Here is a 15,308-nt window from a genome sequence, read left to right as displayed (position 1 = left end):
TGTCCGAGTGAACGTCCTGGATGTGCTGCTGATCGCCGCGGCCGTGGCATTCGCCGTGTCGGGCTACCGGCAGGGCTTCGTGGTCGGCGTGCTCTCACTGGTCGGCTTCCTCGGTGGCGGCCTGCTCGCCGTCGAGCTGCTGCCGCTGCTGCTGCTCGACCACATCGGCCCCGGCACGACGGCCTCGGTGGTGGCCGTGGTGGTGGTGATCGTCCTCGCCGCGATCGGCCAGGCGGTCACCGCGCACTTCGGCTGGAAGCTGCGCGGGCACATCGGGCGCCGTCCGGCCCGGGTGCTGGACGCGAGCGGCGGCGCGGTGGTGAACGTCGTCTCGATGCTGCTGGTGGCCTGGCTGATCGGTTCGGCGCTGGCCGGGGCGTCGCTCCCGACGGTCTCCAAGCAGGTCCGGTCCTCGGCGGTCCTCGGCGGGGTGCAGAACGCGCTGCCCGACGACGCGCCGAACTGGTTCTCGGACTTCTCCAAGGTGCTCGCCCGCAACGGCTTCCCGCAGGTCTTCAACCCCTTCGAGCACGAGCCGATCACCCAGGTCGACAGCCCCGACCCCGCGCTGGCCGGCAGCCCGGCGGTGGCGCGGGCCCGGCAGAGCCTGGTCAAGGTGGTCGGCACGGCGACCTCCTGCGGCAAGACCCTGGAGGGCAGCGGCTTCGTCTTCGCCCCGCACCGGGTGATGACCAACGCCCACGTGGTCGGCGGGGTCAACGAGCCGACCGTGCAGATCGGCGGCGTCGGCCAGCTGTACGACGCGACGGTGGTCCGCTACGACTGGCAGCGCGACATCGCCGTCCTGGACGTGCCCAAGCTGAACGCGCCCCCGCTGGCCTTCGCGGGCGAGGCCAGGACCAACGACAGCGCGATCGTGGCCGGCTTCCCGGAGAACGGCGCCTTCAACGTCCAGCCGGCCCGCATCCGCGGCCGGATCCAGGCCAACGGCCCGGACATCTACCACCGCGGCCAGGTGGTCCGCGACGTCTACTCGGTGCGTTCGCTGGTCCGGCAGGGCAACAGCGGCGGACCGCTGCTCACCCCGGACGGCGAGGTGTACGGCGTGGTCTTCGCCAAGTCCCTGGACAGCGCGGACACCGGCTACGTGCTGACCGCGGCCGAGGTGCGCGAGGACGCCGTGCAGGGCGGCGCCGCGACCGCCCGGGTGGACACCCAGGGCTGCGCGCTCTGACCGGGGGCCGGAGCCCGGGGGAGTCGCGCCGGGCCGGAGCGGCCGATATCCGTCGCTCCGTCAGACGGCACTGGTAGCCTCGGCCGCGCTCACCCGTTCGGCTCAACCGGGCGCCGTCCCGGGTGGGCCCGACAGGAGGTCGTGGCAGTCCGATGATGGGTCACTCGCACGCGGTGAGCGGGGCGATGCTGTACGCGGCCTCGGCCCCCTTCCTGCCCCCGCTGCTGCTGCACACCACCCTGCAGCCCGCGGACATACTGATGGGCACGGTGCTGTGCGCGGGCGCGGCCCTGCTGCCGGACCTCGACCACCACGACGGCTCGATCGCCAACTTCCTCGGTCCGGTCTCCAAGATGCTCTGCCGGTTCGTGGCCTGGATCTCCGGCGGCCACCGGCACGCCACCCACTCGCTGCTGTTCGTCGCGCTGATGGGCGCCGGCACCTGGGCCGGGGTCACCTACCTGGGCCGCTACTTCACCCTCGGGCTGACCTTCTTCCTGCTGGCGCTCGCGATCCGGGCGCTGCGGCTCTGCCCGCCGGGCGACGGCCCGGAGGCGTGGATCACCGTCATCGGCCTGGCCGCGCTCGGCACCTTCGGGATGAACACCTGGATGCCCAACTCGCCCGGCTGGCTGCCGTACGCGGTGGCCCTGGGCACGCTGGCGCACCTGCTCGGCGACTGCCTGACCAAGAAGGGCGCGCCGCTGCTCTGGCCGCACAAGGAGCGCTACGAGGTCGTGCTGATCAAGCGCAGCGGGAACAGCGTCGAGACCAAGGTGCTGGTGCCGATCATGTCGGTGGCGACCTTCGTCCTGCTCTGGTTCACCGCGCTGTCGCCGACGATCGTGAACTGAGGCGACGGTGTCTGTGACGACGGTGAACTGAACGGGCCCGCCGGGCCCGCCGGGCGCTTCCGGCGCCCGGCGCACCGGCCGATGGTGGACGCGGCGCGAGGCCTCAGGTCTCGCGCCGCAGTCGTGCGCCCACCCAGCGGGCGCGCCGGCCGAGGATGCGGGGGATGCCGAGCTGCCGCCGCTCCGTGCGCTGACGGCCGTCGGGGCCGTCGAAACCGAGGTCGTCCGCCCGGTCGGGCCGGTGGGCGGAGCGCTGGGGGCTGTTGTGACGTCGGCCGCGCGGGGCGCCGCCGCTTTCGGGCATCCAACTCATACCGGAAGGGATGCCCCTGGGCCGGTGGAGGTAACCGCCCGGGCCTCGCCGAAATTGGCCTATGCGGTTGTCATATGAGCGTAAAGATAGGGGAGTTGGGGCCGAGAGCCCGCCCCGTGGACCGCACGTACGGCCGCGTCCCGGCTCGGTGCGACCGTGCCCCCCATTCCGTACGGCCGTGCCCCCGGTTCGTGCGGCCGCACCGGGCGGGACCGTACCGGGTCACTCCTTGTGGCGGCCGATCCAGTCCAGCAGCTCGGCGGTGAACTCCTCCGGCGCCTCCTCGTGCGGGAAGTGCCCGACCCCCGGCAGCAGCCGCCAGCGGTACGGCGCCGCGACGTACTCGCCGCCGCCGAGCGCGGTGTGCGACAGCAGCACCGGGTCCGCGGCGCCCTGGACGTGCAGGGTCGGCGCGGTGATCGGCTTCTTCATCCGCCGGGCGAACTGGATGCCGTCCGGCCGGGCCATCGAGCGCAGCAGCCAGCGGTACGGCTCGATCGAGCAGTGGGCGGTGCTGGGGATCTGGATCGCCTGCCGGTACGCGTGCAGCGCGGCCTCGTCCAGGCCGTTCGGACCGGTCCAGGAGGTCAGGTAGCGGCCGACCAGCTCGGCGTCGTCGGCCACCAGGCGGCGTTCCGGTATCCACGGCCGCTGGAAGCCCAGCACGTGGTCGAAGGCGGCGAACTGCCGGCGGTCGGTCAGCAGCGCGCGGCGCAGGTCCCGCGGGTGTGCGGCGGAGACCACGGTGAGGCTCTGGATGACGGACGGCCGCATCACCGCCGCCACCCAGGCCAGGGTGCCGCCGGAGGCGTGCCCGACCAGGTGCGCCCGGCGCTCGCCGAGCGAGCGGATCACCCCGGTGATGTCCAGGGCGAGGTTGCCAGGGTCGTACCCCCGCGGGGTGCGGTCGCTGCCGCCTATGCCGCGCAGGTCGAGCGCCACCGCCCGGTAGCCGGCCTCGGCGAGCGCGGTCAGCTGGTGGCGCCAGGCCCACCAGTACTCGGGCCAGCCGTGCACCAGCAGCACCAGCGGGCCGGAGCCCAGCTCGGCGATGTGGAAGCGGGCGCCGTTGGCCGCGAGGTCGCGGTGCGTCCACGGGCCGGGCTGCCGGACGTTCCAGGCCTCGCCGCTCTCCGCCGAGGTCCCGGCGGAGAGCGGACTGTTGTCCTCGGGGCCGGTGTCCTCGGAGGCGGCGCCGGGGCCGCCGGGGCCTTCGGGGCCTTCGGGAGTGAGCCCGGCGCCGGAGTCAGGACCGGAGTCGGGGCCGGAGTCGGCGGACGGCTGCGCGGGCACGGGCGTCTGGTCAAGCGGCATACCGAGAGCGTGTCACATCCGCGCGTCGGACACGTGCCCGGCACTCGTTGTCGGCCGGTCCGGCGCCCGTCGACGCGGCGCCGTCCGCCCCTTGCTGTTGCCCTGCTGCCCTGGCGTCGTCCTGCCGCAGCCCCGGCGGCGCCTGGTCGGTGACGGGACGCCGGTTATGGGGCGCCGGTTACCGGGCGCCGGTTGCCGGGCGCCGGTTGCCGGGCGCCGGTTTACGGGATGCGGCCGAAGGCCCGGTCGATCTCCTCCTGGGTGGCCGGGCGCGGCCGGGCGTTCTTCAGCACGTCGGCGGTCTTCTGGGCGCCCTCGATGGTGCGCACCGGCTTCTCGATCTTCTTGAACGAGCGCCAGGCCAGCATCCCGAGCAGCACCGCGAGCAGCAGGTAGGCGCCCGCCACGATCAGGAAGGACCAGCCCAGCGACAGGCCCAGCGCGTGGATGCCGAAGGCCGCCGCGGCGCTCAGCATCGGGATGGAGAACAGCGCCACCACGCCGGCGACGATCAGCGAGACGCCGCCCGAGACGCCGCGCTTGACGTCCGCCCGGATCTCGGACTTGGCGAGCGCGATCTCGTCGTGGACCAGCGCGGACAGGTCGGCGGTGGCCGCCGCGAACAGCTGCCCCACCGAACGCTCGCCCTCGTAGGGCGCCCGGCCGTTGCTGGACGGGTCTGCGGCTCCTGCGGGCATCAGCGGTTCTCCTCTGCGGCTGTACGGCGTGACGCCGCCGCGGGTGTGCGGTTCCGGGGGCCGGTGGGGGGTCCGGAGGCGTCTGTGGGTTGTCGACAGCTCAGAATCATGCCCCTACCGGTCAGTCGGACACCACTCCGGGGCCCCGCCGGAGGGACGTGTCCCGGCGGCCGGGGCGCTCCGGAGGCCTCCCGGAGGGGTTTGCGGGGCGCTCTTCCGGAGGGGTTCTCCAGGGGGCTCCCAGGTGCCTCAGCCGGGCTGGCCAGGCCGGTCCCGGGGGCCGGGGGAGGGGTCCTGCCCCTCGTCGGTCGTCGGGTGGGCCGCCTCGCCGACCCGTGCCCGCCAGGCCGGGTCGTCCTCCTGGTAGACGTCCGGGACACCGTCCCCGTCCAGGTCCCGGTCCTCCTCCTCGCACAGCTCGCGGTAGTGCCGGTTGCGCAGCTTCAGCAGGACCGTGGCGACCGCCGCGGCGAGCACCGAGCCGACCAGCACGGCCGTCTTGGCCCGGGCGGCGAGCGCCGGGTCGTCCGGGAAGGCCAGCTCGCTGATCAGCAGCGAGACGGTGAAACCTATGCCCGCGAGCACCGAGACCGCGACCATGTCGGCCCACTTGAGCCGCGGGTTCAGCTCGGCCCTGGTGAACCGGGCGGTCAGCCAGGCGCCGCCCAGCACGCCCACCGACTTGCCGACCAGCAGACCGATCACGATGCCGAGCGGTGCGGCCTGGGTGAACACCTCGCGCAGCTTCGGACCGGAGACGGCCACGCCGGCCGAGAACAGGGCGAACACCGGGACGGCCAGGCCGGCCGAGAACGGGCGGACCAGGTGCTCGATGTGCTCGCCGGGGGAGTGCTGCTCGTCGCCCTCCCGGTGGCAGCGCAGCATCAGGCCCATCGCGACGCCCGCCACCGTGGCGTGGATGCCGCTCTCGTGCATCAGCGCCCAGTTCACGACGGCCAGCGGCACGAAGAGGTACCAGCCGTGGACACCGCGCCGGTGCAGGAACCAGAACAGCACCAGCCCGGCGAAGGCGAGGCCGAGCGCCCAGAACTTGATGCCGTGGCTGTAGAAGATCGCGATGATCAGGATCGCGATCAGGTCGTCGACGACCGCCAGGGTGAGCAGGAAGGCGCGCAGCGCGGACGGCAGGTGGCTGCCGACCACGGCCAGCACGCCGAGCGCGAAGGCGATGTCGGTGGCGGTCGGGATCGCCCAGCCGCCGGGGTGCCCGCCGGGGCCGGAGTTCACCAGGGCGAAGAGGATCGCGGGCAGCGCCACCCCGCAGACGGCGGCGACCACGGGCAGCAGCGCGGCACTGGGTGTGCGCAGCTCACCCGCGACGAACTCGCGCTTGAGCTCGATCCCGGCGACGAAGAAGAAGATCGTCAGCAGGCCGTCCTTGGCCCAGGTGGCCAGGGAGAGGTCGAGGTGGAGCGGGGCGGAGGGGCCGACGGTGTAGTCGAGCACGCTCTGGTAGGCCTGCGGCCAGACGTTGGCCCAGATCAGCGCGATGACGGCGGCGCCCAGCAGCAGCATGCCGCCGACCGTCTCGGTGCGCAGGGCGTCGGTGATGAAGGTGCGCTCGGGCAGTGACAGCCGGCCGAGGAACTGCCGGCGGCGGTTCGTCGGCTCGTGGACGGGCGGCTGGTCGGTCACGGGGACCTCCTGGGGCTGGGAGCGGCAACGGATGCACGGGTGGTGCAGTTGCCGACCAGACTTCCCGGCGCGCCCTGTGACGCCCGCGACTCCCGTCAGGGATCTTGATGCGTCCTTAATAGTCTAGCGGGACGTTTGGGTGACATCCGGATTGTCCTATCCAAGGACTTAAGCCCTACGGGCCGGTTCTGCACTCCGGAGGAGCAGCGACCCGGCACCCGAACGGCCGCTCTGTATCCGAACGGGTGCGGAAGCGGCGGTTGACGGAACGACCGGCGGAACGACCGGCGAGACGGCCGACGAGACGGCCGACGAGACGGTTGTCGTACGGCTGACGAAACGGATGGCGAAACGGCTGTGCCCCGGACGGGGATCACCGTCCGGGGCACAGCCGTTGTCTCAGTGGGTCAGCCGTCGCGGACCCGGAGGGTCAGCGGCCGCCGGCCCGGTGGGCTCAGCCGTTGCCGTTGTCCGAGGACGGCAGCTGGGCCTGGATCTGGCTCATCACCGTGCTGTCCGCCAGGGTGGTGGTGTCACCGACCTCGCGGCCCTCGGCGATGTCGCGCAGCAGGCGGCGCATGATCTTGCCGGAGCGGGTCTTCGGCAGCTCGCCGACCACCTTGATCTGCTTCGGCTTGGCGATCGGGCCGAGCGTGCGGCCGACGTGGGCCCGCAGCTCCTCGACCAGCTCGGGGCTCTCGGTGGCACCGCCGCGCAGGATCACGAAGGCGACGATGGCCTGGCCGGTGGTGGCGTCGGTCGCGCCGACCACGGCGGACTCGGCCACGGACGGGTGGCCGACCAGGGCCGACTCGACCTCGGTGGTCGAGATGTTGTGGCCCGAGACGAGCATGACGTCGTCCACCCGGCCGAGCAGCCAGATGTCCCCGTCCTCGTCCTTCTTGGCGCCGTCACCGGCGAAGTAGCGGCCCTCGAAGCGCGACCAGTAGGTGTCGATGTAGCGCTGGTCGTCGCCCCAGATGGTGCGCAGCATGGACGGCCACGGCTCGGTGAGCACCAGGTAGCCGCCGGAGCCGTTCGGCACCTCGGCGGCGTTGTCGTCCACCACGGTGGCCGCGATGCCCGGCAGGGCGCGCTGGGCCGAGCCCGGCTTGGTCTCGGTGACGCCCGGCAGCGGGCTGATCATGATGGCGCCCGTCTCGGTCTGCCACCAGGTGTCCACGATCGGACACGTGCCGCCGCCGATGTGCTCCCGGTACCAGATCCAGGCCTCGGGGTTGATCGGCTCGCCGACGCTGCCCAGCACCCGCAGCGAGGACAGGTCGAACTTCGCGGGGATGTCGTCGCCCCACTTCATGAAGGTGCGGATCGCGGTCGGCGCGGTGTAGAGGATGGTCACGCCGTACTTCTGGACGATCTCCCAGAACCGGCCCTGGTGCGGGGTGTCCGGGGTGCCCTCGTAGATGACCTGGGTGGCGCCGTTGGAGAGCGGCCCGTAGACGATGTACGAGTGGCCGGTGACCCAGCCGATGTCGGCGGTGCACCAGTAGACGTCGGTCTCCGGCTTGAGGTCGAAGACCGCGTGGTGGGTGTAGCTGGCCTGGGTGAGGTAGCCGCCCGAGGTGTGCAGGATGCCCTTGGGCTTACCGGTGGTGCCCGAGGTGTAGAGGATGAACAGCGGGTGCTCGGCGTCGTGCGCCTCGGGGGTGTGCTCGGTGGACTGGCGCGCGGTGATCTCGTGCCACCAGACGTCGCGGCCCTCGGTCCACGGGATGTCCTGCCCGGTGCGGCGGACCACCAGGACGTGCTCGACGCCGTCGGCCTTGGTGAGCGCCTCGTCGATGGCCGGCTTGAGGGCGGAGGGCTTGCCGCGCCGGTAGCCGCCGTCGGCGGTGATGACGAGCTTGGCCTCGGCGTCCTGGATGCGGGAGGCGACGGCGTCGGAGGAGAAGCCGCCGAAGACCACCGAGTGGGTGGCGCCGATCCGGGCGCAGGCGAGCATCGCGACGACCGCCTCGGCGATCATCGGCAGGTAGACGGCGACCCGGTCGCCCTTGCGGACGCCGAGCTCCAGCAGCGCGTTCGCGGCCTGCGAGACCTCGTCCTTGAGCTGGGCGTACGTGATCGAACGGCCGTCGCCGGGCTCGCCCTCGAAGTGGATGGCGACCCGGTCGCCCAGGCCGTTCTCCACGTGGCGGTCGACGCAGTTGTACGCGACATTGAGCTTGCCGTCGGCGAACCACTTGGCGAAGGGAGGGTTGGACCAGTCGAGGGTCTCGGTCGGCTCGACGGCCCAGGTGAGGCGACGGGCCTGCTCGGCCCAGAAGCCCAGACGGTCCTCGGAGGCCTGCGCGTACGCGGCCACGGTGACGTTGGCGGCGGCGGCGAGCTCTGCCGGAGGGGCGAAGCGCCGCTCCTCCTTGAGCAGGTTGGCCAGGCTCTCGTTGCTCAACGCGCACTCCTCATCGAGTCATGATCGGGGGCGATCCCGTGCGTGGGGATTGTCCCGTGTGTCCCAGCGCACAGCTCACCAGGCGAACGGGGCAGTTGACAAGAGGCTCCTGTGAATTGGTGTAGACCTTTGACCGACGGCCGGGCGGCGGCCGACCGGCGACCGGCCGGCCTCGCGTCCGGTCCGCCGCGGAGGACCGGACGGCCGTTCGGGGGTGGGTGGGCCCGTGCCCCGGCCCGCCCGGCGGGGACACGGACCCGGCTCTCAGGCGGCCAGCCGGGGGCCCTCCTCGCCGCCCTCGACCGGAACCCGATCATCCTCCCTCACCCGTTCGGCCGATGCTGTGTTCGGCCGGACATCGGGGCCGGTTCCGATGGGGGCCTCGGTGTGGTGTTCGATTCCGTTCGCGTCCTTCCCGGTGCGGGCCTCGACCGGGCTGAACGTCCCGGCTGCCCGGTCGAGGACGTAGGCCTGGGCCGTCGCGAGGTCGAAGTACATCCCGACCAGCCGCAGGGTGCCCTCCTCGACCCGGCGCTCCACCGCCGGGTTGGCCAGCAACTGGTCCAGCTGCTGGACCACGTTGGTGATGCAGAGCTGCTCCACGACGTCCACCGCGGGCCGGGCGGCGAACTCCGCCGGGACCCGTCGGAGCCGGTCCAGCGAGCCGCGGCCGTTGCGCAGCCAGCGGGTCAGCGGGGTGGGCGGCCCGGGGCGCTCGTGCACGCCGTCCAGCAGGGCCTGCATCGCGCCGCAGCCGGAGTGGCCGCAGACCGTGATCGAGCGCACCTCCAGCACCTCGACCGCGTACTGCACCGCGGCGGCCACCGAGTCGTCCGCCGCGCCGGGTTCGTGCGGGGCCGGCACCAGGTTGCCCACGTTCCGCACGGTGAACAGGTCCCCCGGACCGCTGTTGGTGATCATGCTGGTGACCATCCGGGAGTCCGCGCAGGTCAGGAAGAGTTGGGAGGGCGTCTGCCCCTCGCGCGCCAGCCGGGCGAGTTCCGGCCGGACCAGCGGGGCGGTGTGCAGCTGGAACACCCGGACGCCGTCCAGCAGTCGGCCGTGCGGGTCCTCCTGCTGCTCGATGCAGTGGTGGCCGACCCAGGGCGTCCAGGCCCGGCAGCGGTGCGGGCCCGGTGAACTGCCCGCACGCACGGTGCCGTCCGGGTCGAGCACCTCGTCGTCCTGGCGGCGCGTCACCATCGAGACCAGGCCGCCCGCCTCCTGGTGCCCGGCCCGCCAGGTGTGCAGCGTCTCGTACGCGGCGTGGTCCAGGAAGGAGCCGTCGTGGACCACGGTGACCTCGGCCCCGGCCGGGATGCCGGCCAGTGCCCGACCGAGCCGGGGCACGGTGGTGAAGGTGAGCGGGCCGTGCGTCCGGACGGTGACCGCGCCCCCGGGGCCGGTCTCCACGTCCACGTGGGCGCGGGTCAGCCGGTAGAGGGCGAGCAGGACGGCGGTGCCGGCGCCGATCGCGACGCCCCACAACACGCCGGCGGCCACCACGCCGAGCACGGTGATCAGGTAGACCGGGAACTCGCGGTGCCGGTGCACCTTGCGGATGTGCGCGAAGCTCACCATCTGCAGCCCGACCACCAGCACCAGCGCGGCGAGCGCGGCCAGGGGGATCCGGCGCAGTCCGCCGGTCAGCGCCAGCGCGGCGGCCAGCACCCAGACGCCGTGCAGCACCGAGGCCCACCTGGTCTGGCCACCGGCCCGCACGTTGGCGGTGCTGCGCACCGCGCCCCCGGCGACCGGCAGCCCGCCGACCAGTCCGCTCACCAGGTTGGCGAGGCCCTGCCCACGCAGTTCGCGGTCGAGGTCGCCGGTGCGGCGGGACATCCGGTCGGTCGCGACGGCGGACAGCAGCGACTCCACGCTGGCCACGGCGGTGACGGTGAGGACGGCGGCGAGCAGCCCGAGGACCGGGCCGTGCGGCAGCGCGGGCAGGAGCGCCTGCGGCCGCCAGGCGGGCGGCTCGATGTGGGCGAGCCGCAGGTCCAGGGCGAACACGAGGGCGGTGGCCAGTGCGACCCCGGCCAGCGGGCCGGGGACCCTGGCCAGCCGGGCGCCGAACTCGCCCGCTCGGCCGGGCAGTCGGCCGAGCCGGGGCCAGCCGACCAGGACGGCCACGGTCACCGCGCCGGCCAGCAGTGCGGGTGGGTGCGGGCCGGCCAACTGGCCGGGAAGGGCCAGGATGTCGGCGATCGCGGAGCTCTGCGGCGAGCCGCCGAGGACGACGTGCAGCTGCGCGATGGCGATGGTGATCCCGACCCCCGCCAGCATGCCGTGCACGATCGCGGGCGAGACGGCGAGCGCGGTCCGGGCCACCCGGCGTGCGCCGAGCAGGAGTTGGAGCAGTCCGGCGGCGACGGTGATGGCGCAGGTGGCCCGCCAGCCGTACTGGGCGATCAGTCCGGCGGTGATCACCGTCAGCGCCGCCGAGGGGCCGCTGACCTGGAGCGGTGTGCCGCCGAACAGCCCGACCACGATGCCGCCCACGGCCGCGGCGGCCAGGCCGGCGGTGAGCGGGGCGCCGGTGGCGAGCGCGATGCCGAGGGAGAACGGCACGGCGATCAGGAAGACCACGAGGGACGCGGAGAGGTCCTGGGCCCACCGGATGCGGGGGCCCGCGCCCGGCGGCGCGTGGTCGGTGGTGTCGGAGGCGATGGGGGCACTGGAGATGTCGAGGGTCATTGTCTTCCCGTCTGTCCGGGGGAGCGAACGCAGTCAGGTCCGGCGGTGAATCCGGGGTGGGGCTCCGGGGCGGATCGGCTGTCGTGGGCGCGACGGTGTGGCGGGATGGCGTGGGCGCGGCGGGGGAGTGCGGGTGTCACCGGCCGGCGTTGACCATCAGGCCCGCCAGGGCTTCGGGCGAGGTGCGGGACGTCTCACCGGGGGCCACCGGGCGAACCATCAAGACTCGGTAAACCAAGGGTAATGAAAGCTTTGCACAGCGTGGTTCCGGGAGGGAAGCGGAAAACCCCCTGATTCACCCCAATGGGTGGTGGCCTAACGGTCGGGAATCTGCTGGTCGCAGCGGTCGTGGCTCCCGTCCGCCGGGGTCGGCTCCGGGGCCGGGCGCGGCGAACGGGCCGCGACCTCCCGGAGCGGGGGAGGTCGCGGCCCGTTCGGCGGCGGTGGTGGGGGTCAGGCGCGGGCGCCCGCCGGGGCGGTGCGCGTGTCGCCGTCCGCGAACCCGCCCAGGACGAAGTCCTCGTCCACCTGGGTCGCGAGGTCGATGCCGACCTTGGAGTTGGCCCAACTCTCCGCGTTGCGGCGGTGGAAGAGCACCGCCTGCTCGGTGTAGCGGCGCGCGTCCCGCCGCCCGTACGCCGCGTCGGCCTCGATCCGCAGCTCCTCCAGCACGGCCCGGTCGGCCGTCTCCAGGGACTTCAGCGGCGGTTCGGCGCCCTGCTCCAGGCGGCGCACCCAGTCCGACTGCCGGAAGGTGGTGAGCAGGTCGTCGCCGACCTCGCGGCGCAGGAAGGCCAGGTCGTCCGGCCCCTGCACCTTGTTGCCGACCACCCGCAGCCGCACGCCGAAGTCGCGGGCGTAGTCCTTGTACTGGCGGTAGACGGAGACGCCCTTGCGGGTCGGTTCGGCGACCAGGAAGGTCAGGTCGAAGCGGGTGAACAGGCCGGAGGCGAAGGAGTCCGAGCCCGCGGTCATGTCGGTCACCAGGTACTCGCCCGGGCCGTCCAGCAGGTGGTTGAGCAGCAGCTCCACCGCGCCGACCTTGGAGTGGTAGCAGGCCACCCCGAGGTCCTCCTCGGTGAACGCGCCGGTCGCCAGCAGCCGGACCGAGCCCTCGTCCAGCGCGATCGGGCGGGCGCAGGCGGCGTAGACCGGGTTCTCCTCGACGATCCGCAGCAGCCGCGAACCGCGGCCGGGCGGCGTGGTTTTGATCATCTCGTCGGAGGAGCGGATGAGCGGGTTGCTGCCGCGCAGGTACTCCTTGATCTCCGGCAGGTGCCCGCCCAGTGAGGGCAGGGCGGCGGCCTGATCGTCCGTCAGGCCCAGTGCGGGGCCCAGGTGCTGGTTGATGTCGGCGTCCACGGCGACGACCGGCCGGCCCAGGGCTGCCAGGTGGCGGATGAACAGCGCGGACAGCGTGGTCTTCCCGCTGCCGCCCTTGCCGACGAAGGCGATCTTCATCTGGGGACTCCGGCTCTCGCTCAGGGCCCTCGCTGCGGGCCGTCCGCCCAGGGGTCGCGCGACGCCGCCCCTAGTTGGAAATCGTTATCGTCTCCGATAGCGGCCATGCTAGCCGGGGTTTGGGTGTCGCCGGGGGCGGGAAGTGAGGATTGCCTCTAACGGGTGATGCGGGGTTGCTGTTCCGGGAGGGGCGGCCCGTTCATTACTCTCGGGTAGGTGAGCACTGGAACTGATCCCCTCGCCCCGCTGGCCCAGCTCCCCGGGGTGCCCGACGCGGTCGCCGAGGTGCGCAAGGCCGTCGACCGGCTCTACGGCCACCGGGTGATGCGCCGCCGCGCGGCCGAGGTCACCTCCGAGTCCGCGCTGCGCGGCGCCCGCGCGTCGGCGGCCCTGGCCGGGGCCGACTGGCCGCTGGAGGAGGTCCGCCGCCGCAGCGACTTCGGCGCGGACCCCGAGGCCCGGACGGTCGGCGCGGCCCTGCGGATCGCCGCCGAGGCCGGCCAGCTGCTCAGCATCTGGCGGCACTCGCCGCTCCAGGTGCTGGCCCGGCTGCACCTGCTCGCGGTCGGCGACGGCGATCCGGCCGCCGGGCGCCCGCGGCGGGCCGGGGAGGGCGCGGAGGTGCTGTTCCCGCAGGAGCTGGAGCCGGTGGAGAGCGTCGAGGTCGAGGCCGTCGACGGGCCGCCGCCCGTGCTGCCGCCCGCTCCGGGTGCGGAGGAGGTCGCGGCCCGGCTCGACCAGCTCTCCCGGCTGCTGGTGGCGCGTGCGGAGGGCCAGGGCGTGGGCACGCCGGCCCTCGTCGTGGCCTCGGTGGTGCACGGCGAACTGCTCGCGCTGCGGCCGTTCGGCGCCCACAACGGCGTGATCGCGCGGGCCGCCCAGCGGATCGTGCTGATCGCCGAGGGGCTCGACCCGAAGTCGATCTGCCCGGCCGAGGTCGGCCTGGCCGAGCTGGGCACCGCCGCCCACCGCCGAGCCCTGGCCGGCTACCTGGCGGGAACCCCTGAGGGGATGGCGGCCTGGATCGCGTACAGCGGTCGGGCGCTGCGGCTCGGGGTGCGGGAGAGCACGGCGGTCTGCGAGGCGATGCAGCGCGGGATGGTCTGAGCGCCCCGACCGGGACGGCGCGCGCGCCCCGAGAGGGGGCGCGCGGAGACGAGGATGCGGCGGCACCTGCTCCTGCCGGGTGCCGCCGCTGGTGCAGATACCGGGTGACCATGCATGCACCGGAAGTGCCGATCAGACGGGGATCCTGCCCGTTCGTCTGGTCCGGCGGCCCGACAGCGGGTCGGCTGCATGTGGGTGCCCGGATATCTGTACGTGCGGTCCGTGGGGCCTGAACTGCGTTGTCGGTTTGACCTCTTAAGGTCCTGACCGGGTCTCGCGGGCCGTGCTTCATTTGTATCGCGTTTCGGGGGAAAGGGGAACCCGAAAAGAGAAGTCTGTCCCGATTGACCGTTTTGTCCAAGGACTGCCGGGCCGCCCGCCTCAGGCGAGGGGGCGCCTCCGGCGGGCCAGGTACCAGATCACCCCGGCGGTCACCACGGCCGTCCCGACCGCCACCGCGGTCAGCACCGAGCCGCTCGGGGCCGAGAACTCGGGCAGTCGGCGCCGCAGTTCCACCGGCTTGTCGAAGACCAGCACCGGCCACTCCCGGGCCTGCGCCTCCTTCCGCAGCGCGCGGTCCGGGTTGACCGCCGACGGGTGGCCGACCGCCTCCAGTAGCGGCAGGTCGGTGGAGGAGTCGCTGTAGGCGTAGGAGGCGGCCAGGTCGTAGCCCTCGGTCGCGGCCAACTCCCGAATGGCGGCGGCCTTGTTCTCGGCGTAGGCGTAGTACTCGATCTCGCCGGTGTAGCAGCCGTCCTCGACCTGGAGCCGGGTGGCGATCACGTGGTCCGCGCCGAGCAGCCGGCCGATCGGCTCGACCACCTCGGAGCCGGAGCTGCTGACGATCACCACGTCCCGGCCGGCCGCGTGGTGCTGCTCGATCAGCGAGGCCGCCTCGTCGTAGATGATCGGGTCGATCAGGTTGTGCAGGGTCTCGGCGACGATCTCGCGGACCTGCTGGACGTTCCAGCCCCGGGTGAGCGCGGAGAGGTACTGGCGCATCTTCTCCATCTGGTCGTGGTCCGCGCCGCCGACCAGGAAGACGAACTGGGCGTACGCGCTGCGCAGTACGGCCCGACGGTTGATCAGTCCGCCCTGGTAGAAGGGGCGGCTGAAGGCCAGTGCGCTCGACTTGGCGATGATGGTCTTGTCGAGGTCGAAGAAGGCCGCGGTGCGCAGCCCGCCGGGTCGGGGGCGAACGGGCGGGCGGAGCTCTTCGGGCCCGGTGGCGTCGCCCTGGGACTCGTCGGCGTAGTCGTCGGCGTTCTCGGTGGTGTCCACGGGAACCGAGGATAGAGGGAGCCGCAAAAGACCCCGCCATTCGGCGTACTCGCGGGCGTGCGGGTTTGTGTTTCTGGCCGCTCGGGTACACCATGGAAGTCACGGATCGTTCGCGACCGTGCTAACCCGGTCCGGCTCCTCCCCCCCGAGCCGGGCTGTGGATAGACGACCCCCGCTCTCCCCCCCGGCGGGGGTCGTCGCACGTCCGGGGCCATTTTCAGGGCTTGAACGCCCCTCGCCGCGGGTGCGCCGCCGTCGTGTCGACGGCTTACAGGGGGTGTCGCCGCTCCGGCCCGTCGATCGACTTTCGTCACTCTGT

At 72.9% G+C, this 15,308-nt stretch carries 11 protein-coding genes; 3 read left to right on the top strand and 8 right to left on the bottom strand.

The annotated features are described in order from the left end of the window. Window positions 1-7: 7 nt before the first annotated feature. Together ACFY4B_RS30675 and ACFY4B_RS30670 are read left to right on the top strand one after the other, a co-directional pair. Window positions 8-1,195 (top strand): MarP family serine protease, encoded by a 1,188-nt coding sequence (locus ACFY4B_RS30675; protein ID WP_049652148.1) that lies wholly within the window; start codon window positions 8-10, stop codon window positions 1,193-1,195. Between the two features lie 152 nt (window positions 1,196-1,347). Beyond that, the gene (locus ACFY4B_RS30670) at window positions 1,348-2,049 is read left to right on the top strand and encodes a metal-dependent hydrolase (RefSeq protein ID WP_049652147.1); all 702 of its coding nucleotides are present in this window, start codon (window positions 1,348-1,350) and stop codon (window positions 2,047-2,049) included. Between the two features lie 103 nt (window positions 2,050-2,152). Here ACFY4B_RS30670 and ACFY4B_RS30665 read toward each other — a convergent pair whose 3' ends face one another. From ACFY4B_RS30665 to ACFY4B_RS30635, 7 genes are all read right to left on the bottom strand, one after another. Continuing rightward, window positions 2,153-2,353, bottom strand: a complete 201-nt coding sequence (locus ACFY4B_RS30665; RefSeq protein ID WP_049652146.1) for a hypothetical protein — start codon at window positions 2,351-2,353, stop codon at window positions 2,153-2,155. A gap of 231 nt (window positions 2,354-2,584) precedes the next feature. Continuing rightward, window positions 2,585-3,676 (bottom strand): alpha/beta fold hydrolase, encoded by a 1,092-nt coding sequence (locus tag ACFY4B_RS30660; RefSeq protein WP_049652145.1) that lies wholly within the window; start codon window positions 3,674-3,676, stop codon window positions 2,585-2,587. A 221-nt stretch (window positions 3,677-3,897) separates the two neighbouring features. Then, the gene (locus ACFY4B_RS30655; RefSeq protein ID WP_049652144.1) at window positions 3,898-4,374 is read right to left on the bottom strand and encodes a phage holin family protein; all 477 of its coding nucleotides are present in this window, start codon (window positions 4,372-4,374) and stop codon (window positions 3,898-3,900) included. Window positions 4,375-4,623: 249 nt separating this feature from the next. Beyond that, window positions 4,624-6,030 carry a Na+/H+ antiporter NhaA gene (nhaA, locus tag ACFY4B_RS30650; protein ID WP_387973432.1) on the bottom strand — a complete coding sequence of 469 codons (1,407 nt, stop codon included), beginning with the start codon at window positions 6,028-6,030 and terminating at the stop codon, window positions 4,624-4,626. Between the two features lie 454 nt (window positions 6,031-6,484). Further along, window positions 6,485-8,443, bottom strand: a complete 1,959-nt coding sequence (gene acs, locus ACFY4B_RS30645; protein ID WP_387973429.1) for an acetate--CoA ligase — start codon at window positions 8,441-8,443, stop codon at window positions 6,485-6,487. Between the two features lie 264 nt (window positions 8,444-8,707). Then, window positions 8,708-11,140 (bottom strand): SulP family inorganic anion transporter, encoded by a 2,433-nt coding sequence (locus tag ACFY4B_RS30640; protein ID WP_387973426.1) that lies wholly within the window; start codon window positions 11,138-11,140, stop codon window positions 8,708-8,710. Between the two features lie 453 nt (window positions 11,141-11,593). After that, window positions 11,594-12,601, bottom strand: a complete 1,008-nt coding sequence (locus ACFY4B_RS30635) for an ATP-binding protein (RefSeq protein ID WP_049652142.1) — start codon at window positions 12,599-12,601, stop codon at window positions 11,594-11,596. Window positions 12,602-12,817: 216 nt separating this feature from the next. On the opposite strand from ACFY4B_RS30635, the gene ACFY4B_RS30630 reads away from it, so the two are divergent. Beyond that, the gene (locus ACFY4B_RS30630; protein WP_074001781.1) at window positions 12,818-13,708 is read left to right on the top strand and encodes an oxidoreductase; all 891 of its coding nucleotides are present in this window, start codon (window positions 12,818-12,820) and stop codon (window positions 13,706-13,708) included. Window positions 13,709-14,089: 381 nt separating this feature from the next. Here ACFY4B_RS30630 and ACFY4B_RS30625 read toward each other — a convergent pair whose 3' ends face one another. Continuing rightward, window positions 14,090-14,887, bottom strand: coding sequence for an HAD family phosphatase (locus ACFY4B_RS30625; protein ID WP_074002134.1), 798 nt, complete (start codon window positions 14,885-14,887; stop codon window positions 14,090-14,092). Between the last annotated feature and the right edge of the window lie 421 nt (window positions 14,888-15,308).

It is taken from the genome of Kitasatospora sp. NPDC001261 (assembly GCF_042896795.1).
Lineage (GTDB): Bacteria > Actinomycetota > Actinomycetes > Streptomycetales > Streptomycetaceae > Kitasatospora.
This window is presented reverse-complemented; position numbering and strand designations above follow the sequence as displayed.